The following is an 18,749-nucleotide window of genomic DNA, read 5'->3' as shown; positions in this document are numbered from 1 at the left end:
GCAAAGCAGCGTCTAAGGAAGATCATCGTGAAAGCACGCGTCAAATGGGTTGAGGAACGCACCTTTGTCGGCGAGTCCGGCAGCGGTCACAAAGTCGTGCTGGGCACGGCGCATGGGCCGGAAGGCCGGACGCCAGGGCCGAGCCCAATGGAGCTGGTGCTGATCGGCACCGGCGGCTGCTCGGCCTACGACGTGGTCCATATCCTCGAAAAAGGTCGCGAGGCGGTCGAGGACTGCGTGGTCGAGCTGGACGCGGATCGTGCCGAGACGGAACCGCGCGTCTTCACCCGCATCCACATGCATTTCATCGTCAAGGGTCGCGCGCTGTCGCGCGACAAGGTGAAAAGGGCGATCGACCTGTCGATCGAGAAATACTGCTCGGCCACCGCCATGATGGCCAAGACGGCGGCCGTCACGCATGATTTCGAGGTGGTCGATACAGCAGTGAAATAAGGCAGTAGGGATGCTGCTCAGGCAGCCATCAGCGCCCTGACGCCGTCGGCGACGAACTGCACCGCAAGCGCCGCCAGGATGACGCCGAGCAGCCTCGTCAGGATCGAGCGGCCAGTCTGGCCGAGGATGCGGTCGATGCGCTCTGCCAGCACGAACACCAGAAAGGTGAGCACAAGACAGATCGCGATGATGCCGACCAGCGCCGCTTGCGCGGCAAAGCCCTCGAAGTGTCCTGACAGCAGCACTGTCGCCGATATCGCGCCGGGACCGGCGATCAGCGGGATCGCCAGCGGAAAGGCGGCGATGTTGTGGATCATGTCCTTGGTGATGGCGACGTCGCCGATCTTCTCCTTGCGGTCCTGACGGCGCTCGAACACCATTTCGAAGGCGATGAAGAAAAGCAGGAAGCCGCCGGCGACGCGGAAGGCCGGCAGCGTGATGCCGAACACCGACAGGATCGACGCGCCGGCTACGGCGAACAACGCCATCACCAGAAAGCCGATCACCGAAGCTCGCACCGAGACCTGCTGGCGCTCGTCCCGGTTCATGCCACGCGTGACGGCGAGGAAGAGCGGTGCCAGCCCGGGCGGATCGATGGTCACCAGGATGGTGACGAAGGCGTTGAACAGGGTGTCGAAGCTCGGCATCGCTGGTCCCCTCCCGCCTGGCGAAGCCCAAGCCCTGCATTCGTAGAGCAAAGCGGGAGCGGTGGGAACAGGACGGGAGGATTTCAGCCGGCTATTCAGCTTTGCTGCAATAAGCCTCGAGCCGGTAGCCGTCGGGGTCGATTACGAAGGCGGCATAGTAGTTGTCGCCATAGGCGGCGCGCAGGCCGGGCCGGCCATTGTCCTTGCCACCCGCAAGCAAGGCCGCCGCATGGAAAGCGTCGACGCCGGCGCGTGTCGGTGCGGCAAAGCAGAAATGCAGGCCGGAGTGCGCGTCGGCCGGGACCGGCCGGCCGGCCTCGTTGACCCAGAGTTCTACGGTCTTGGCGCCGTAGCCGAGCGAGCCGGGTGACTGGCTGAGGCACGAGTAGCCGAGGGGCTCCAAAGCGGCGTCGTAGAACCGTTTCGAGGCGTCGCAGTCGCGGACGCCGATCGAGATATGGTCAAGCATCGTTTTCTCCATGATTACAGGTGGTTGATCGGTCAGGCTGGAGTCGAGCGCCGCGCCAGGAACTCGACCTCCATGCGCCAGGTTTTGCCGCCGTCATGCGAACGCTCGCCAAGCCAGCGGAAGGCGTTCTCGGTGATGTGCGAAAAGCTCCAGCGCACCGAGGAGCCGGTGCCGTCGGCGCCGATCTGCACGATCGTGTCGCCTTCGGCGCGGCCGAGCTGGCGGCTGTAATACTGGTTGCGCGGATCGCTCCAGAAGATATGCCAGGCGTCCGCACCGGGGTCGTAGACGCGCAACGTCATGCCGTAGAAGGTCCATGGCCCGAGAGAGGCTTGCACCCCGGCATTCCGCGCCGGCAGGATCCAGACGTCCTGGACCGCCTTGCCCTCCAGAACCCAGCCGAAATGCACCTCGCCGCGCCCGGTTAGCCTGGTGCCGTCCTCCAGCGTGCGCGTGGCGTCGAACGTCCAGGCGCCGATGAAACGGCCGTAGAGTTTCAGCTTTTCGGCGAGATCCGGATTGGGAGCGTCGCTGTGCAGGGCTTCGGCAAAGGGATCGGTCATGGTTGCTGCCTCGTTTGTCAGGAGAGGCGGAGCAATAGGGGCATGGCGGGGTTCTGGGCTTGGGAAAAATTGCTATTTTTCGGCGATGGCGACGACTGAGAAAAACCTGGCCTCAGGGCATGGCTGGCAGGTATCCGACGTGATCTGCACGGCTCGCGCCGGCGACCGCCCGTTTGAAGAACAGCATCGCGGTTTCTGCGTCGCCGCCGTGACCAGGGGCACGTTCCGCTACCGGACGCGCCAGGGCACGGCAATGCTTGCTCCAGGCGCCATCCTGCTCGGCAATCCGGGCGCCTGCTACGAGTGCGGCCACGAGCACGGCGCGGGCGACCGCTGCCTCTCCTTCCATTTTTCGCCGGCCTATATGGAGCGCGTCGTCGCCGATGTGCCGGGCGCAAGCCGGCTCGGCTTTGCCGACCCACGCCTGCCGCCCTTGCCGGTGCTGGCGCCGTTGCTGGCGCAAGCGGAGGCGGCGCAGCAAACGGGCGACGGCGAGGCGTTCGAGGAACTCGGTCTGCGCATTGCCTGCGCGGTGGTCGGGGCTGCGGCCAATTCGTCCGAGGTTGCCCGGACACCCAGCCCCCGCGACCAGAAACGCGTAGCCGAGGCGGTGCGTTTGATCGAGCTCAACGCCGATCGCCCGCTTTCGCTGACCGAACTCGCCGACGGCACGGCGACCAGCCCGTATCATTTCCTGCGCACGTTCCGTCATGTCGCCGGCATGACGCCCTATCAGTTCCTGTTGAGGACCAGGCTGCATCGGGCCGCGGTGCGGCTGTGCGCGTCGAACGAAGCGATCTCGACAATTGCTTTCGATGCCGGCTTCAACGACCTTTCGACCTTCAACCGGAGGTTCCGGCGCGAGATGGGAGAAGCGCCCGGCGCCTACCGCTGCAAACGGGCGGGCGGACGCGGGCATTAGCCAAGGCCGTTCGAGATCGACTTGGCCTGCGAGCTCAAAGTGTGGCTTCGGCCATATCGTCGCAATCAGCGGTATCCATTTGAAATTGCCGCCGAAATTGTCTTTGGAAAAGTGTCGTAGCCATTGGAGTTTCAGCCCGGCTTCCTATATAAGCGGCGAGTGATTCCCGACTGGATTGTGACCTGATTTGACCGACCAGAAGACACCGCGCGGGCCGGAGGGCGGCCCCACCGGCATCGAGCCGATTTCGATCATCGAGGAGATGCAGCGCTCCTATCTCGATTACGCCATGAGCGTGATCGTCAGTCGGGCGCTGCCCGACGTGCGCGACGGCCTGAAGCCGGTGCACCGCCGCATCCTCTATGCCTCGCATGAGAGCGGCTACCACTGGAACCGCAAATATGTGAAGTCGGCGCGCCCGGTCGCCGACGTGATGGGTAAATACCATCCGCATGGCGATGCCTCGATCTATGACGCGCTGGTGCGCATGGCCCAGGATTGGTCGCTGCGCGTGCCCCTGATCGACGGTCAGGGCAATTTCGGCTCGATCGACGGCGACCCACCGGCGGCGATGCGCTACACCGAGTCCCGGCTGACCAAGGTTGCGCATGAGCTGCTGGAGGACATTGACAAGGAAACCGTCGATTTCCAGGACACTTACGACGCCTCCGCCACCGAGCCCAAGGTGCTGCCGGCCCGCTTCCCGAACCTGCTCGTCAACGGCTCGGGCGGCATCGCTGTCGGCATGGCCACCAACATCCCGCCGCACAATCTGGCCGAAGTCTGCAACGGCGCCATCGCCATCATCGACAATCCGGCGATCGACCTGCCTGCGCTGATGGAGATCGTGCCCGGTCCGGATTTCCCGACCGGCGGCATCGTGCTTGGCCGCTCCGGCATCTACAATGCCTATTCGACGGGCCGCGGCTCGATCGTCATGCGCGGCCGCGTCAACATCGAGGCGCGCGGCAACGACCGTGAATCGATCATCATCACCGAGATTCCCTATCAGGTGAACAAGGCGGCGATGATCGAGAAGATGGCCGAACTCGTGCGCGAAAAGCGCATCGAGGGCATCTCCGACATCCGCGACGAGAGCGACCGCCAGGGCTACCGTGTCGTCGTCGAGCTCAAGCGCGAGGCCGTCGCCGACGTCATTTTGAACCAGCTTTACCGCTTCACGCCGCTGCAGACCTCGTTCGGCGCCAATATGGTCGCGCTGAACGGCGGCAAGCCGGAAGTGCTGACGCTGATCGACATGCTGAAGGCCTTTGTCGGCTTCCGCGAGGAGGTTATCAGCCGGCGCACGAAATATCTTCTGCGCAAGGCGCGCGAGCGCGCCCATGTGCTGGTCGGTCTCGCCATCGCCGTCGCCAACATCGATGAGGTGATCAAGCTGATCCGCACCGCGCCAGATCCGCAGACGGCGCGCGAGCAGTTGATGGAACGGCGCTGGCCATCGCACGACGTCGCTCCGCTGATCCAGCTGATCGATGATCCGCGCCACCGCATCAACGAGGACGGCACCTACAATCTATCCGAGGAGCAGGCCCGCGCCATCCTCGACCTGCGCCTGCAGCGCCTGACCGCGCTCGGCCGCGACGAGATCGCCGACGAGTTGAACAAGATCGGCGCTGAAATCCTTGATTACCTTGACATCTTGTCTTCTCGCGCGCGCATCCAGCAGATCGTCAAGGATGAGCTGATCGCCGTCCGCGACGAGTTCGGCACGCCGCGCCGCACGGAACTCGCCGAGGGCGGGGCGGACATGGAAGACGAAGACCTGATCCAGCGCGAGGACATGGTCGTCACGGTCAGCCATTCCGGCTACATCAAGCGCGTGCCGCTGTCGCTCTACCGGGCGCAGCGTCGCGGCGGCAAGGGCCGCTCCGGCATGTCGACCAAGGAAGAGGATTTCGTCACCCGGCTATTCGTCGCCAACACGCATACGCCGGTGCTGTTCTTCTCCTCGCGCGGCATCGTCTACAAGGAAAAGGTCTGGCGCCTGCCGGTCGGCAACCCACAGTCGCGCGGCAAGGCGCTGATCAACATGCTGCCGCTCGAGCAGGGCGAGCGCATCACCACCATCATGCCGCTGCCGGAGGACGAGACGAGCTGGGGCGAGCTCGACGTGATGTTCGCAACCACGCGCGGCACCGTGCGACGCAACAAACTGTCCGACTTCGTCCAGGTCAACCGCAACGGCAAGATCGCTATGAAGCTGGAGGAAGAAGGCGACGAGATCCTCGGCGTCGAGACCTGCACGGACAGTGACGACGTGCTGCTGACGGCGAATTCCGGCCAGTGCATCCGCTTCTCGGTCTCCGATGTGCGCGTCTTCCAGAGCCGCAATTCCGTCGGCGTGCGCGGCATCGCCATGGCCGAAACCGACCGCGTGATCTCGATGTCGGTGATCGAACATGTCGATGCTTCACCGGCTGAGCGCGCGGCCTATCTCAAGCGTGCGGCATCCGAGCGTCGGCTTGCCGCCGGCGCTGCAGCCGAGGAGGAAGAGATCGCGCTGACCAATGAGGAGATCGGCGAGGAAGCCGAGCTTTCCGACGAGCGCTACGAATTCCTCAAGATGCACGAGCAGCTTGTGCTGACGGTGACCGAATACGGCTACGGCAAGCGTTCCTCGTCCTATGATTTCCGCCTGACGGGTCGCGGCGGCAAGGGCATCCGCGCCACGGATGTCTCGAAAGTGGCCGAGATCGGCCGGCTGGTCGCGACCTTCCCGGTCGGCAACGACGATCAGATCATGCTGGTATCGGATGGCGGGACCGTCATCCGCGTGCCCATCGATGGCATCCGCTTCGCCAGCCGTGCCACCAAGGGGGTGACCATCTTCAACACCGCCGAAGGTGAGAAGGTGGTGTCGGTCGAGCGGATTTCGGAGCCGCAGTCGGACGAGGAAGCCGAGGAAGCGCCTTCGGGTGAAGCCGACACTGCAGAAGATTCGGGCGAGGGAAATCCCGAATAGCCTTACTGCGCGCCACCGGCCCTTGGGCCGGTGCGATCATGGCTGGAAGTCAGCGGCGGTGGTACAGGTTGCGGCCTACGAAGCCATCGAGCCGCTTGGTGTTGGTCTTGATGCGCACCCGCGCCGCTTCCTGGTGCAACCCGAATGCGGTGGCGATCAGCATCACGATGGTCATTGCAGTGGCAAGCATGTAGATCAGCATTTGCGTGTTCTCCTGCGATCACAACGATAAAGATGGTGCTTTGGTTTCATCTCCTGAAGCGGCAAGCTGGTGAATGCTGCGTGAAGCGTTCGTGATTGTCGCATTCGTCTGTCGTTGACGTCCGTGAAAAGGTTCACGACCGGGCGCAGCAATGGGATTTGCCTTTGTCGGAGAGGCTCGCTAGAAGCCTGCCATGACCGAACGCACCGCCCTTTACGCCGGCTCCTTCGACCCGCTGACCAATGGTCACCTCGACGTGTTGAAGGCTTCGCTTGCAGTGGCCGACACCGTCTACGCTGCAATCGGCATTCATCCCGGCAAGACGCCGCTGTTTTCCTTCGAGGAACGCGTGAAGCTGATCGAGGCCGCGACCAAGGCGGAATTCGGCCGCGACAGCGACCGCATCAAGGTCGTCTCCTTCGATGGGCTGGTCATCGACGCCGCCAGGAAGCATGGCGCCTCGATCATCATCCGCGGCCTGCGCGACGGCACCGATCTCGACTATGAGATGCAGATGGCGGGCATGAACGAGACCATGGCGCCGGAGCTGCAGACGGTTTTCCTGCCGGCCAGCCCGTCTGTGCGCACCATTACCGCCACACTTGTCCGCCAGATTGCGTCGATGGGCGGCGACATCCGCCCGTTCGTGCCGGCGGCGGTCGCAGGCGCCCTCACTGCCAAATTCGCGAAATAGTGCATGTCGCCCAAAGGTGGATCCCGGTTTTGGGGCAACGAGATGCACCCAAACAAAGACTTTCGGAGAACCTCATGCAGCTGAAAAAGCTTGCTTCGTTGCTTGTCGTGCTTGCCGGCGTTTTGGCGGCGTCCTTGCCGGCCTCGGCAGCCGACAAGGAAAACACCATGATCATCACGCTGAAGGACGGTGACGTGACCGTCGCGCTGCGTTCCGATCTGGCGCCGAAGCATGTGGCGCAGATCAAGAAGCTGGTGCGCGAGGGCGCCTATGACAATGTCGCCTTCCATCGCGTCATCGACGGCTTCATGGCCCAGACCGGCGACGTCAAGTTCGGCAACATGAAGAAGGGTTTCAATCCCGAGGCTGTCGGCACGGGCGGATCCGACCTTCCCGATCTGCCTGCCGAGTTCTCGCAGACCGAGCAATTCACCCGCGGCGTGGTCGGCATGGCCCGCTCACAGGACCCGAACTCGGCCAATTCCCAGTTCTTCATCATGTTCGCGCCCGCGCCGAACCTCGACGGGCAGTACACCATTGTCGGCAAGGTGGAGAGCGGCATGGATCTGGTGGACAAGATCAAGAAGGGCGATGAGGCGGACAACGGCACGGTCAAGGACCCGGACCGCATGATCAAAGTCCGCATCGCTGCCGACAACAAGTAACTGCTCGATTTTCAAAAAGGATTTTCTGACAATGGCTGAGATCAAGGACCGCGAGAACGCGCTCATCATGGAAACGACCAAGGGCGAGGTCGTCATCGAAATGTATCCGGACCTTGCGCCCGGTCACGTCGCGCGCATCAAGGAACTGGCGCGCGAGGGCGCCTATGACGGCGTGGTGTTCCACCGTGTCATCGACGGCTTCATGGCGCAGACCGGCGACGTCAAGTTCGGCAACTCCTCGAAGCCGACCTTCGCCCCGTCGCGCGCCGGCATGGGCGGCTCCGACAAGCCGGACCTCAAGGCCGAATTCTCCAACGCCAATCACGGCCGCGGCACCTGCTCGATGGCGCGGGCGCAGAACCCGAACTCGGCGAACTCGCAGTTCTTCATCTGCTTCGACGATGCCTCCTTCCTCAATCGCCAGTACACGGTCTGGGGCCAGGTCATCGAAGGCATGGAGAATGTCGACAAGATCAAGCGCGGCGAGCCGGTGCAGGATCCCGACAAGATCGTGTCGCTGAAGGTCGCGGCCGACGTCAAGTAAGGCATAGAACGATGATGGGCGCAGTCTGGTCCCTGCTCGGCATCCTGTCCGGCGCCTTCATCGCCATCCAGGCGCCGATCAACTCGCAATTGGCGCGCGGCCTCGGCCTTCCGGTCGCGGCCGCCGCTTTCTCGTTCCTGTCGGGCGCCGTCGTTCTCGGTATCATCGCGGTCGCCGTGGTGAAGCTGCAGGGCCTCTCGCTCGACTGGAAGGCGCCGGCACCCTGGCTGTTCGTCGCCGGCGGCATGCTCGGCGGATTCTACGTCACGCTCTCCACCATTCTCACGCCGCGCATCGGCGCGGCGGCGCTGATGGCCTTCCTGGTCGCCGGCCAACTGATCGCCGGCATGCTGGTCGACCGTGCAGGCTTCCTTGGTGTTGCCGTGCGCGAGGTCTCGCTTGGCCGCGTGGCCGGCGCCGTGTTGCTGCTCGTTGGAGCGCTGCTCATCCGGCTCTACTGATGCGCGTCGATCTTTTCGACTTCGAGTTGCCGGAGGAGCGCATTGCGCTGCGCCCGGCGGATCCGCGTGACAGCGCCAAGCTATTGGTGGTCAAACCGGGCGAAACGCTGCGCGACCGCACCGTCAGCGATCTGCCGTCGCTGCTGAGAGAAGGCGACGTGCTGGTATTCAACGATACCAAGGTCATTCCGGCCCAGCTGAAAGGCATCCGCAAGCGTGGCGAAGCGATGGCGCAGGTCGAGGCCACGCTGCATATGCGGCTCGCGCCGGACCGCTGGCGGGCCTTCATGCGGCCCGGCAAGCGCATCGCCGTCGGCGACCGCATTCATTTCGGCCACGACCAGAATTCCTGCTTTCTCGGCCAGCTCGACGCGACGGTGATCGAGAAAGGCGAGGCGGGCGAGGTGTTGCTCGGCTTCGACCTCTCGGGCGTCTTTCTCGACGAGGCAATGCACGCCGTAGGCCATATCCCATTGCCGCCATACATCGCCTCGAAGCGAGATGACGACGAGCGCGACCGCAGCGACTACCAGACCATCTATGCCAGGGAAGAGGGCGCGGTCGCGGCCCCCACCGCCGGCCTGCATTTCACGCCGGAGTTGTTTGCAGCGCTCGAAGCCAAGGGCATCGAGCGGCGTTTCGTCACGCTGCATGTCGGCGCCGGCACTTTTTTGCCGGTTAAGGCCGACGACACCGCCGACCATAAGATGCACGCGGAAACGGGCTTGGTGAGCCAAGAAACGGCAGACGCGCTCAACGCTGCAAGGGCGCGGGGAGGGCGGCTTGTCTCCGTCGGCACGACCTCGCTGCGCCTTCTGGAAAGTGCCGCGCGTGAGGACGGCAGGATCGAGGCCTGGTCCGGGCCGACCGATATCTTCATCACCCCCGGCTACCGCTTCAAGACAGCTGACATGCTGATGACCAATTTCCACCTGCCGCGCTCGACGCTGTTCATGCTGGTCTCGGCCTTCAGCGGACTGGACGCGATGCGTTCGGCCTATGCGCATGCCATCGAGAGCCGCTACAGGTTCTACTCCTACGGGGACTCCAGCCTGCTTTACCGAGCGGAGACGAGCGATGGACGATGATCTAGAGAGAATGGACCGCGAGGCGCTCATCGCGGAAGTGACAAAGCTGCGCGCCGGTATCCGCGCGCATCGCGATGCGACCGGCCATGATCTCTGCTGGCATCATCCCGACCTCTGGGACCTGCTGCCGGAGAAGACCGAGCCGGCGATCGCCGTGCCGCCGTGGCCGAAATTCATGCGCGGCTGCATCCGCTACCGGCAGTCGCTCGACGAGCAGGCACCCGGCGCCCCGGTGCACGACAAGGAATTCGATGGCTGAGACTTTCTCTTTCAAGCTGCTCGCCACCGACGGTAATGCGAGGCGCGGCCTCATCAGCATGCCGCGCGGCGAGATCCGCACGCCGGCCTTCATGCCGGTCGGCACCGGCGGCACCGTCAAGGCCATGTATATGGATCAGGTGCGCGGCGTCGGCGCCGACATCATCCTCGGCAACACCTATCATTTGATGCTCAGGCCAGGCGCCGAGCGTGTGGCGAAGCTCGGCGGCCTGCATGAATTCGCGCGCTGGCCGCACCCGATCCTGACCGATAGCGGCGGCTTCCAGGTAATGTCGTTGTCGAAGCTGAGGAAGCTTAGCGAAACGGGCGTCACCTTCCGCTCGCATATCGACGGTGCGCGCTACGAGATGTCGCCGGAGCGGTCGATCGAAATCCAGGGGCTGCTCGATTCCGATATCCAGATGCAGCTCGACGAGTGTACGGCGCTTCCCGCCAAGCCGAAGGAAATCGAGCGCGCCATGGAACTGTCGCTGCGCTGGGCCGAACGCTGCAAGGCGGCGTTCGGCGATCAGCCGGGCAAGGCGATGTTCGGCATCGTGCAGGGCGGCGACAGTGCTGTGATGCGCGTGCGTTCGGCGCAGGCGCTGGCGGCGATGGACCTCAAAGGCTATGCCGTCGGTGGGCTGGCGGTCGGCGAGCCGCAGGCGGTGATGCTGGAGATGCTGGACATAACCTGCCCGGAACTGCCGGCCGACAGGCCGCGCTACCTGATGGGTGTCGGCACCCCGGACGACATCTTGAAATCCGTGGCATGCGGCATCGACATGTTCGACTGCGTGATGCCGACGCGCGCCGGCCGCCATGGTCTGGCCTATACGCGCCGCGGCAAGATCAACCTGCGCAACGCCCGCCATGCCGACGATCCGCGTCCGCTGGACGAGGAAAGCGACTGCCCGGCCGCGCGCGACTATTCGCGCGCCTATCTCCATCATCTCGTGCGCTCGCAGGAGTCGCTCGGCGCAATGCTGCTCACCTGGAACAACCTGTCCTACTACCAGAAGCTGATGCAGGACATCCGCGCCGCGATCGAGGCAAAAGCCTTCGAGACGCGCGCTGCCGAGATTTCGGAATGCTGGGCGAGGGGCGATCTGCCGGCGCTATGAACGCTTTTATGTGCTCACCGAAGTCGCGGCGCGCAGGCTGCAGCCGGTGATCTTAAAGCTGCCGTCGGGCTGCTGTTCGAGCGTGTACACCGCCTCATAGTCCTTGCCGTCGGGCCCGACGATCAGCACCTGCTGGACGATCGAGGCCGGCCCGGTCTGCTCCACCTTGCCGAAGGAATAGTTCTGCGGCCTGCGCACCGGCGCATAGCCGTTGGTCACCATGTTCATGAAGGTGTCGACGGTCGGGAAGATCCGCTTCACATTTGGCGCGGCGAAGCTGTAGGCGGTGGCGCCGTCATCGGCGAGAAAGGCCTTGAGCTGGCTGTCGATGACTGTTTGCGCCGCTTTGATCTCGGCGTCACCGGCGAAGGCCATGGATGCGAGAACCATCGGAACGAGAGCGAGTGCGAACAATACGCGGCGCATGGCCTGTCTCCAGAATTCGCGTGGATAGACAATTAACATACGCTGGCCGGCGTGCCGTGGTTTCACCGTTTCGCAGATTTCTTGCCCGCACGGATGCCTCCGCTAGGACCTGACCTGAGGTGGTCCCGAACTGTCCTTGGTGGCGTCCCTGGGCCGGTGTGGCATGCCGATCGCGAAGTTGCGGCAAGCGGCGCCGCCAAGGCGCGTGCAGCCTGATGCTTGAAAGCCCGTCGCCAGTCTGCCACAAGGGCCGCTCATTCGCGAAGACTGGCAGGACCGGGAAATGAAGGCATTTTTCGTGCAGATAAAGTGCGATCTGGGCAAAGCCTATGAGGTCGCCAGCGCGCTCGCCGATGCCGAGATCGCCTCCGAAATCTATTCGACCGCCGGCAATTACGACCTGCTCGCAAAATTCTATGTCGACGACGAGGAAGACATCGGCCACTTCATCAATGAACGGGTGCAGATCCTGCCTGGAATCAAGGACACCTTCACCATCGTCACTTTCCGGGCGTTCTGATTTGCCGTTTGATGCCCGCTCACCGGGCATGAACTGACCCGGCGTCGCTCCCGCTGCCCTAATCGTAGGCAATTTGCATAGGACGGCCGCCAGCGCCGCCCAAATCATCGATTGCGCTTGATTTTCTCCAGCCGGGCCAGTGAAATGGCTTCAGAGGGGAGTACGCGATTGGCAGCGTTCGACGAAATGCTTCCGGAAGTCTCCGGATTGAGAAGACCATATCAGGCTTATGATCGCTGGCTGAAGGAACAGGACCCGGCCAGGCTCACCCAGAAAATGGAGGACGCCGAACGCGTCTTCCGCAAGACCGGCATCACCTTCGCCGTCTATGGCGAGCAGGAAGCTTCCGAACGGCTGATCCCCTTCGACATCGTCCCGCGCATCATTTCGGGCCAGGAATGGCGCCGGCTGACGCAGGGCATCGAGCAGCGCGTGCAGGCGCTCAACGCCTTTCTCGACGATATCTACCACCGCCAGGAAATCCTGCGCGCCGGGCGCGTTCCCAAGGAGCTGGTGGCGAAGAATGAAGCGTTCCTGCCGGAGATGATCGGTGTGAGACCGCCGGCCGGCGTCTACACCCATATCATCGGCGTCGACATCGTGCGCATCAGCGAGAACGAATTCTACGTGCTCGAGGACAATGCCCGCACGCCGTCGGGCGTCTCCTACATGCTGGAGAACCGCGAGACGATGATGCAGCTCTTCCCGGAGCTGTTCCAGCAGATCAAGGTGCGGCCGGTCGAGAACTATCCGCAACTGCTGCGCCAGTCGCTGGCGGCGGTGCGGCCGCAGAGCGCAAAGGGCGCGCCGACCATCGCGGTGCTGACGCCGGGCAGCTACAACTCCGCCTATTTCGAGCACGCCTTCCTCGCCGACCAGATGGGCGTGCAACTGGTCGAAGGACAGGATCTGCGCGTGGTCGACGGCCATGTCACGATGCGCACCACCGAAGGCTACAAGCAGATCGACGTGCTTTACCGGCGCGTGGACGACGCCTTCCTCGATCCGCTGACCTTCCGGCCGGATTCCGCGCTCGGCGTGCCGGGCATCATGGATGTCTATCGGGCCGGCAACATCACCATCGCTAACGCGCCGGGCACCGGCATTGCCGACGACAAGGCGATCTATTCCTACATGCCCGAGATCGTCGAGTTCTACACCGGCCGCAAGGCGATCCTCGGCAACATCCCGACCTGGCGCTGCTCGGAGCCCGACAGCCTGAAATATGTGCTGGAGCACATCGGCGAGCTTGTCATCAAGGAAGTGCACGGCTCCGGCGGCTACGGCATGCTGGTCGGCCCCGCGGCGACCAAGAAGGAATGCGAGGCGTTCGCCAAGAAGCTGCAGGCCAAACCCGGCAACTACATCGCCCAGCCGACGCTCGCGCTGTCGACATGCCCGATCCTGACCGAGAAGGGGCTGTCGCCGCGTCATGTCGATCTCAGGCCTTATGTGCTGGTTTCGGATCGTATCCAGATCGTCCCGGGCGGCCTGACTCGCGTCGCGCTCAAGGAGGGGTCGCTTGTGGTCAATTCCTCGCAAGGCGGTGGGACGAAGGATACGTGGGTGTTGGACGATTGAGGCGAGTGAATAGTGACTAGTGACTAGCGACTAGTGAAATGGAGACACTCTAGTGCCCGGATTGATTCAGGCTAAGAACATGACGCGCGGTCGAGCGCGATTGCTGGACCATTCACCCTTCACTATTCACCAATCACTATCCACTATTCACTAGCCCGAAGGGCCGCTTTCATGCTTCTCGGCCGCACCGCCAACGGTCTCTACTGGATGAACCGCTATATAGAGCGGGCCGAAAACATGGCGCGCCTGGTCGATGCCGGCCTGCGCATGGCGCTGACGCGCACGCAGAACGCGTCGGAGGAATGGAACTCCGTCCTGCTCAGCGCCGGTTCCGACCTGGCCTTCTCGCAGAAATACCAGGACTACACCGTCGCCAACGTCTCGGATTTCCTGCTGCGCGACACTTCGAATCCGTCGAGTACGATGGCCTCGATCGAGACGGCGCGCAACAATGCGCGCATGGTGCGCACAGCGCTGACGCGCGAGACCTGGGAGAGCATCAACGAGGCCTGGATGTCGCTGAAGCGGATGCTGGCACGGCCGATCGACGAGCGCGATCTGCCGACGGTGCTCGACGCGATCAAGCGCGAGACGGCGCTGATCCGCGGCTCGTTCTACGGCACGATGCTGCGCAACGAGATCTTCGACTTCTCGCAGCTCGGCACCTATGTGGAGCGCGCCGACAACACGGCCCGCATCCTCGACGTGAAATATTATGTGCTCTTGCCGTCGATCTCCTGGGTGGGCTCGACACTCGACAATTATCAATGGGAATCGATCCTGCGCTCGGTGTCGGCGCACCGCTCCTACCGGTGGGTGTATGACGCGGACTACAAGCCGACCAACATCGCCGACTATCTGATCCTCAATGTCCGCATGCCGCGCTCGCTGACCTTCTGCTATCGCTTCCTGGGCGAGCATCTGAGATTCCTCGCCGACGACTATGGCGAGCGCCATGCCTGCCACGCCACCGCCGAGAAAATTCAGACGATGCTGAAGAAAGGGTCGATCAAGGATATTTTCGACCACGGCCTGCATGAATTCCTGGCGGAATTCATTCGTGACAACACCAGGCTGGGGGATGAGATCGCCTTGGACTACCGGTTCTACTGAGCGCTGGAGAGACAGGCGCCATGCGGCTCAAGATCACACACCGGACCGAGTACCGCTACGATGCACCGGTGCAGTACCTGTTGCAGCGGCTGCGCCTGATGCCGGTTAGCGGATCGACTCAGACGGTTGCGTCCTGGGTGATCAAAATCGACGGCGCGCGAGAGGAGGTTCGCTTCACGGACCATTTCGGCAATGACACGCAGTTGGTGAGCGCCGAGGGCGGCCAGCACACCATCATAGTCGAGGCGGCGGGCGAGGTGACGACGCGCGACACCGCCGGTGTGTCCGGTGCGCATCATGGTTTCGCGCCGCTCTGGCTGTTCAGCCAGCAAACGCCGCTTACGACCGTCGGCGACGGCATTCGCGACCTGGCCGCTTCGGTCGGGGAGGGGACGGATATCGACAGGCTGCACAAGCTGATGGGCGCGATCCGGGAGCGCGTCGCCTATTAGCCCGGGACGACCAGCGCCGTGACGCCGGCGGAAGAAGCGCTAACGCTGAAGGCCGGTGTCTGCCAGGATCACAGCCACATCTTCACCGCCGTGGCGCGCGTGATGGGCTTCCCCGCGCGCTATATCAGCGGCTATCTGATGATGGATGCCTCGGTCGAGCAGGCGGCAAGCCATGCCTGGGCAGAAGCGCATGTGCCGGGCCTGGGATGGGTTGCCTTTGATCCCGCCAACGGTATCTCTCCCGACGAACGCTATGTAAGAGTGGCGGCGGGTCGGGACTATAGCGATGCCTCGCCTGTGTCGGGAATACTGCTGGGGCAAGCGGAAGAGAAGCTTGCCGTCACCGTCACGGTAGAGCAGTAGTCTCTGCCAAGATTCACCAGAAGAGCGACCATGACCTATTGCGTCGGCCTCAAGATCGATCGTGGACTCGTGTTCATGTCGGACACGCGCACCAATGCCGGCATGGATTCGATTTCGACCTTCAGGAAAATGCATGTCTGGGAAGAGCCTGGCGAGCGCGTCATCGTGCTGATGTCTGCAGGCAATCTTGCCACGACGCAAGCCGTGGTCAGCCTGCTGGACGAGCGCAACAAGGCGGCCGGCGACCGTCACGAGAAGCTGCTCGAGACCCCGTCAATGTACCAGACGGTGCGGCTGGTCGGCGAGACGGTGAAAGAGGTGATCGCACACTCTTCGCCGGCCGGCGATCAGGCGGATTCCTATTTCAACGCCTCCTTCATCCTCGGCGGCCAAATCAAGGGCAGCCAACCCCGGCTGTTCATGATCTATCCCGAGGGCAATTTCATCGAGTCGACCGACGACACGCCATTCTTCCAGATCGGCGAGACCAAATACGGCAAGCCGATCATCATCCGTGCCTATGACCGTACGATGAGCCTGGCCGAGACGGTGAAGCTGCTGTTGGTCTCCTTCGACTCGACGCTGAAGTCGAACCTGTCGGTCGGCCTGCCGCTCGACCTGCTCTTCCTGGAACTGGATGCTTTCAAGGTCGGCCTGAAGAAGCGGATCGGTCATGACGACCAATATTACCGAACGATATCGGATGGCTGGTCCAACGCGCTAAAGGCGGCCTTCGCCAGCCTGCCCGATTTTCCCGGCTAGGGCGTTCGCCTACGAAGCGGTTGCCTCATTATATTTAACATGGTCGAAGTGGCGGGCCGATCAAGGTCCGGCGGCTGCTGAGAGGATACATGGACAAGAAAGAATTCCGCGATTGGTCGAGGCGAGCCGCGGATTGGGGCGTGGACTACCGGTCCAGCCTGCGCGATCGTCCGGTGCGGCCGGCGATCGCGCCCGGCGACATATTCAGGAGCATCGAAGAGTCGCCGCCCGAGACGGCCGAGCCGATGGAAAAAATCTTCGCCGATTTCGAAACGAAGATCGTGCCCGGGATGACGCATTGGCAGCATCCGCGCTTCTTCGCCTATTTCCCGGCCAATGCGGCGCCGGTCTCGGTGGTGGCCGAGTATCTCGTCTCGGCGATGGCCGCGCAGTGCATGCTGTGGCAGACCTCGCCGGCGGCGACAGAGCTCGAGACGCGTATCGTCGACTGGATGCGCCAGGCGCTGGGCCTGCCCGAAGGATTCTCCGGTGTCATTCAGGATTCGGCTTCGTCGGCGACGCTTGCCGCGGTGCTCACCATACGCGAGCGGGCGCTTGACTGGCAGGGAAACAGACAAGGTCTCGCCGGCCAGGCGAAGCTGCGTGTCTATTGCTCCAACCAGGTTCACACCTCGATCGACCGAGCGATCTGGGTCGCCGGCATCGGCGAGGAGAATCTCATCCGTATCCCGGTAACCGGTCGTTTTCGCGCGATGGACACGCCGGCGCTCGAGGCGGCAATTATCGCCGATCGCGAGGCCGGCCTGCTGCCGGCGGGCATTATCGCCTGCGTCGGCGGCACCAGCACCGGCGGCACCGATGACATCGCTGCCGTAGCGGCTGTGGCGAAGCGGCACGGCCTTTACCTGCACGTCGATGCGGCCTGGGCCGGGTCGGCAATGATCTGCCCGGAGTACCGGCATTTCTGGGCCGGTGTCGAGAGCGCCGATTCCATCGTCTTCAATCCTCACAAATGGCTCGGCGCGCAATTCGACTGCTCGATCCAGTTCGTCAGCCAACCGGAAGACCTTGTGCGCACGCTGGCCATCAAGCCGGACTATCTCAAGACCGGAGGTCATGACGGCATCATCAATTATTCGGAATGGTCGGTGCCGCTCGGCCGCCGCTTCCGTGCGCTGAAACTCTGGTTCCTGCTGCGCGCCCACGGGCTGGAAGGATTGCGCAAGATGATCCGAAACCATATAGCCTGGAGCGAGGGCCTTGCCGCACGGCTGGTCGGGGAAGCGGATTTCGAGCTCGTCACCGAGCCGATGCTGTCGCTGTTCTCGTTCCGCCATCGCGCCCCTCAGGGTGCCGATCCAGACGAGCACAATTTGCGTCTCGTCGATGCCATCAACACGGACGGACGCATCTATCTGACGCAAACGCGCGTCGATGGTCGGGTGGCGATCCGCTTTCAGGCGGGACAGTTCGAGACCACGGCCGGCGATATTGATGCGGCCTTCGATGTCGTCACAGAGATTGCGCGTCGGCTTACCCTTGAGGCGACAAACTGATTGCGGACCGGTTTGCCTTTGCGAGAAGGTGAAGTTCGTTAGCCGGCTTGCCCCTTTCCATCACTTTCGTTTTCCGATATAGACGGAAAAAACGAAAATGAAGGGTAGCGGATGTTCCTTTCGCCACGCCACGCCGAGATCATCCAGATGGCGAAGGACAACGGCCGGGTGCTGGTCGACGACCTGGCGACACATTTCAGCGTGACGCCGCAGACCATCCGCAAGGACCTCAACGACCTCTGTGACCAGCGGTTGCTGACGCGCATCCATGGCGGGGCGCTGTTCCCGTCCGGCATCGAGAACATGGAATACGAGGCGCGGCGCAAAATCGCTGCCGATGAGAAGGAAGCGATCGGCCGCGCCGCGGCCAGGCTCATTCCCGACAACGCCTCGCTGTTCATCAATATAGGCACCACGACGGAAGCCGTCTCGAAGGCGCTTCTCGACCATAACGGGCTTATGGTCATCACCAATAACATCAACGTTGCCAATAGGATGCGGATCTATCCTTCGATCGAGGTGGTGATCGCCGGCGGCGTTGTACGCGGCTCCGACGGCGGCGTCGTCGGTGAGGCCGCGGTGGATTTCATTCGCCAGTTCAAAGTCGACTACGCCGTCATCGGCGCCTCGGCCATCGACCATGACGGCGCGCTGCTCGACTTCGACTTTCGCGAAGTGAAAGTGGCGCAGGCCATCATCGCCAATGCGCGTCATGTGATTCTCGTCTCCGACCGGACAAAATTCGAGCGCACGGCGCCGGTTCGCATTGGTCACCTGTCGCAGGTGAACACCTTCATCACCGACCGTTGCGACATTCCTTCGGTGCGCCGGATTTGCGAGGAAACGGAGGTTCGTTTGATCGAGACAGCGCTCGGATAGAGTCTCTTCACGGACATCTCACGCATCTGTGATATTTCGTTTGACATTCGGATCGAGTTCGAA

21 protein-coding genes and 1 pseudogene are annotated in these 18,749 nt (G+C 62.9%); 17 read left to right on the top strand and 5 right to left on the bottom strand.

Annotated features, from left to right (window positions below; all coding sequences use genetic code 11):
• The first annotated feature begins 27 nt into the window (after positions 1-27).
• Positions 28-453 (top strand): OsmC family protein, encoded by a 426-nt coding sequence (locus tag CK224_RS01430; RefSeq protein ID WP_095777762.1) that lies wholly within the window; start codon positions 28-30, stop codon positions 451-453.
• A 17-nt stretch (positions 454-470) separates the two neighbouring features.
• Here CK224_RS01430 and CK224_RS01425 read toward each other — a convergent pair whose 3' ends face one another.
• The 3 genes from CK224_RS01425 to CK224_RS01415 form a co-directional block, all read right to left on the bottom strand.
• Positions 471-1,100, bottom strand: a complete 630-nt coding sequence (locus CK224_RS01425; RefSeq protein ID WP_066992466.1) for a MarC family protein — start codon at positions 1,098-1,100, stop codon at positions 471-473.
• A 91-nt stretch (positions 1,101-1,191) separates the two neighbouring features.
• On the bottom strand, positions 1,192-1,569 hold the full coding sequence (locus CK224_RS01420; RefSeq protein ID WP_095780564.1) for a VOC family protein: 378 nt from the start codon (positions 1,567-1,569) through the stop codon (positions 1,192-1,194).
• Between the two features lie 32 nt (positions 1,570-1,601).
• The gene (locus CK224_RS01415) at positions 1,602-2,132 is read right to left on the bottom strand and encodes a hypothetical protein (RefSeq protein WP_095780563.1); all 531 of its coding nucleotides are present in this window, start codon (positions 2,130-2,132) and stop codon (positions 1,602-1,604) included.
• Between the two features lie 85 nt (positions 2,133-2,217).
• Here CK224_RS01415 and CK224_RS01410 point away from each other — a divergent pair, with 85 nt between their 5' ends.
• Together CK224_RS01410 and gyrA are read left to right on the top strand one after the other, a co-directional pair.
• Positions 2,218-3,054, top strand: coding sequence for an AraC family transcriptional regulator (locus tag CK224_RS01410; RefSeq protein WP_095780562.1), 837 nt, complete (start codon positions 2,218-2,220; stop codon positions 3,052-3,054).
• Between the two features lie 187 nt (positions 3,055-3,241).
• Positions 3,242-6,037, top strand: a complete 2,796-nt coding sequence (gene gyrA, locus CK224_RS01405) for a DNA gyrase subunit A (protein WP_095780561.1) — start codon at positions 3,242-3,244, stop codon at positions 6,035-6,037.
• Positions 6,038-6,086: 49 nt separating this feature from the next.
• On the opposite strand, the gene CK224_RS01400 is transcribed toward gyrA, so the two are convergent.
• A complete protein-coding gene (locus CK224_RS01400) occupies positions 6,087-6,239 on the bottom strand; it encodes a hypothetical protein (protein WP_082953674.1) in 153 nt (50 codons plus the stop codon).
• 193 nt (positions 6,240-6,432) lie between these two features.
• Between CK224_RS01400 and coaD the strand changes: the two genes are divergently transcribed.
• From coaD to tgt, 7 genes are all read left to right on the top strand, one after another.
• The gene (gene coaD, locus CK224_RS01395) at positions 6,433-6,933 is read left to right on the top strand and encodes a pantetheine-phosphate adenylyltransferase (protein WP_095780560.1); all 501 of its coding nucleotides are present in this window, start codon (positions 6,433-6,435) and stop codon (positions 6,931-6,933) included.
• 167 nt (positions 6,934-7,100) lie between these two features.
• Positions 7,101-7,598 carry a peptidylprolyl isomerase gene (locus CK224_RS01390; RefSeq protein ID WP_245425716.1) on the top strand — a complete coding sequence of 166 codons (498 nt, stop codon included), beginning with the start codon at positions 7,101-7,103 and terminating at the stop codon, positions 7,596-7,598.
• 31 nt (positions 7,599-7,629) lie between these two features.
• The gene (locus tag CK224_RS01385; protein ID WP_066992487.1) at positions 7,630-8,142 is read left to right on the top strand and encodes a peptidylprolyl isomerase; all 513 of its coding nucleotides are present in this window, start codon (positions 7,630-7,632) and stop codon (positions 8,140-8,142) included.
• 11 nt (positions 8,143-8,153) lie between these two features.
• Positions 8,154-8,603 (top strand): DMT family transporter, encoded by a 450-nt coding sequence (locus CK224_RS01380; protein WP_095780558.1) that lies wholly within the window; start codon positions 8,154-8,156, stop codon positions 8,601-8,603.
• Positions 8,603-9,691 (top strand): tRNA preQ1(34) S-adenosylmethionine ribosyltransferase-isomerase QueA, encoded by a 1,089-nt coding sequence (gene queA / locus CK224_RS01375; protein WP_095780557.1) that lies wholly within the window; start codon positions 8,603-8,605, stop codon positions 9,689-9,691. The genes CK224_RS01380 and queA overlap by 1 nt, the downstream gene beginning before the upstream one ends.
• A complete protein-coding gene (locus CK224_RS01370; protein ID WP_095780556.1) occupies positions 9,681-9,950 on the top strand; it encodes a hypothetical protein in 270 nt (89 codons plus the stop codon). The genes queA and CK224_RS01370 overlap by 11 nt, the downstream gene beginning before the upstream one ends.
• Complete coding sequence (gene tgt / locus CK224_RS01365) at positions 9,943-11,073, top strand: tRNA guanosine(34) transglycosylase Tgt (protein WP_095780555.1); 1,131 nt, start codon at positions 9,943-9,945, stop codon at positions 11,071-11,073. Before CK224_RS01370 ends, tgt begins: the two co-directional genes overlap by 8 nt.
• 6 nt (positions 11,074-11,079) lie before the next feature.
• Here tgt and CK224_RS01360 read toward each other — a convergent pair whose 3' ends face one another.
• Entirely contained in the window at positions 11,080-11,499 is a 420-nt protein-coding gene (locus tag CK224_RS01360; protein WP_066992501.1) for a DUF4864 domain-containing protein, read from the bottom strand.
• Between the two features lie 283 nt (positions 11,500-11,782).
• On the opposite strand from CK224_RS01360, the gene CK224_RS01355 reads away from it, so the two are divergent.
• The 7 genes and pseudogenes from CK224_RS01355 to CK224_RS01325 all read left to right on the top strand — a co-directional run bounded on the left by CK224_RS01355 (position 11,783) and on the right by CK224_RS01325 (position 18,686).
• Positions 11,783-12,019, top strand: a complete 237-nt coding sequence (locus tag CK224_RS01355) for an Lrp/AsnC ligand binding domain-containing protein (RefSeq protein WP_066992504.1) — start codon at positions 11,783-11,785, stop codon at positions 12,017-12,019.
• A gap of 168 nt (positions 12,020-12,187) precedes the next feature.
• The gene (locus CK224_RS01350) at positions 12,188-13,600 is read left to right on the top strand and encodes a circularly permuted type 2 ATP-grasp protein (protein ID WP_066992507.1); all 1,413 of its coding nucleotides are present in this window, start codon (positions 12,188-12,190) and stop codon (positions 13,598-13,600) included.
• Positions 13,601-13,771: 171 nt separating this feature from the next.
• The gene (locus CK224_RS01345) at positions 13,772-14,713 is read left to right on the top strand and encodes an alpha-E domain-containing protein (RefSeq protein ID WP_066992511.1); all 942 of its coding nucleotides are present in this window, start codon (positions 13,772-13,774) and stop codon (positions 14,711-14,713) included.
• 20 nt (positions 14,714-14,733) lie between these two features.
• A pseudogene (locus tag CK224_RS01340) lies at positions 14,734-15,528 on the top strand (transglutaminase family protein).
• A 30-nt stretch (positions 15,529-15,558) separates the two neighbouring features.
• A complete protein-coding gene (locus CK224_RS01335) occupies positions 15,559-16,290 on the top strand; it encodes a peptidase (protein WP_066992517.1) in 732 nt (243 codons plus the stop codon).
• A gap of 89 nt (positions 16,291-16,379) precedes the next feature.
• Complete coding sequence (locus tag CK224_RS01330; RefSeq protein ID WP_066992520.1) at positions 16,380-17,807, top strand: pyridoxal-dependent decarboxylase; 1,428 nt, start codon at positions 16,380-16,382, stop codon at positions 17,805-17,807.
• Positions 17,808-17,918: 111 nt separating this feature from the next.
• Complete coding sequence (locus CK224_RS01325; protein WP_066992523.1) at positions 17,919-18,686, top strand: DeoR/GlpR family DNA-binding transcription regulator; 768 nt, start codon at positions 17,919-17,921, stop codon at positions 18,684-18,686.
• Positions 18,687-18,749: the final 63 nt, after the last annotated feature.

Source organism: Mesorhizobium sp. WSM3862, from assembly GCF_002294985.1.
In the GTDB taxonomy this organism is placed as follows: domain Bacteria; phylum Pseudomonadota; class Alphaproteobacteria; order Rhizobiales; family Rhizobiaceae; genus Mesorhizobium.
The sequence above is the reverse complement of the archived record's forward strand: the minus strand, read 5'-3'. Positions and strand labels throughout refer to the sequence as shown.

Bases quoted from the DNA above. Each gene is read 5' to 3' on its own strand.
- CK224_RS01425 (WP_066992466.1), bottom strand. From the start codon at position 1,100: ATGCCGAGCTTCGACACCCTGTTCAACGCCTTCGTCACCATCCTGGTG.
- CK224_RS01420 (WP_095780564.1), bottom strand. From the start codon at position 1,569: ATGCTTGACCATATCTCGATCGGCGTCCGCGACTGCGACGCCTCGAAA.
- CK224_RS01415 (WP_095780563.1), bottom strand. From the start codon at position 2,132: ATGACCGATCCCTTTGCCGAAGCCCTGCACAGCGACGCTCCCAATCCG.
- CK224_RS01410 (WP_095780562.1), top strand. From the start codon at position 2,218: ATGGCGACGACTGAGAAAAACCTGGCCTCAGGGCATGGCTGGCAGGTA.
- CK224_RS01400 (WP_082953674.1), bottom strand. From the start codon at position 6,239: ATGCTGATCTACATGCTTGCCACTGCAATGACCATCGTGATGCTGATC.
- coaD (WP_095780560.1), top strand. From the start codon at position 6,433: ATGACCGAACGCACCGCCCTTTACGCCGGCTCCTTCGACCCGCTGACC.
- CK224_RS01390 (WP_245425716.1), top strand. From the start codon at position 7,101: ATGATCATCACGCTGAAGGACGGTGACGTGACCGTCGCGCTGCGTTCC.
- CK224_RS01385 (WP_066992487.1), top strand. From the start codon at position 7,630: ATGGCTGAGATCAAGGACCGCGAGAACGCGCTCATCATGGAAACGACC.
- CK224_RS01380 (WP_095780558.1), top strand. From the start codon at position 8,154: ATGATGGGCGCAGTCTGGTCCCTGCTCGGCATCCTGTCCGGCGCCTTC.
- queA (WP_095780557.1), top strand. From the start codon at position 8,603: ATGCGCGTCGATCTTTTCGACTTCGAGTTGCCGGAGGAGCGCATTGCG.
- CK224_RS01370 (WP_095780556.1), top strand. From the start codon at position 9,681: ATGGACGATGATCTAGAGAGAATGGACCGCGAGGCGCTCATCGCGGAA.
- tgt (WP_095780555.1), top strand. From the start codon at position 9,943: ATGGCTGAGACTTTCTCTTTCAAGCTGCTCGCCACCGACGGTAATGCG.
- CK224_RS01360 (WP_066992501.1), bottom strand. From the start codon at position 11,499: ATGCGCCGCGTATTGTTCGCACTCGCTCTCGTTCCGATGGTTCTCGCA.
- CK224_RS01355 (WP_066992504.1), top strand. From the start codon at position 11,783: ATGAAGGCATTTTTCGTGCAGATAAAGTGCGATCTGGGCAAAGCCTAT.
- CK224_RS01345 (WP_066992511.1), top strand. From the start codon at position 13,772: ATGCTTCTCGGCCGCACCGCCAACGGTCTCTACTGGATGAACCGCTAT.
- CK224_RS01335 (WP_066992517.1), top strand. From the start codon at position 15,559: ATGACCTATTGCGTCGGCCTCAAGATCGATCGTGGACTCGTGTTCATG.
- CK224_RS01330 (WP_066992520.1), top strand. From the start codon at position 16,380: ATGGACAAGAAAGAATTCCGCGATTGGTCGAGGCGAGCCGCGGATTGG.
- CK224_RS01325 (WP_066992523.1), top strand. From the start codon at position 17,919: ATGTTCCTTTCGCCACGCCACGCCGAGATCATCCAGATGGCGAAGGAC.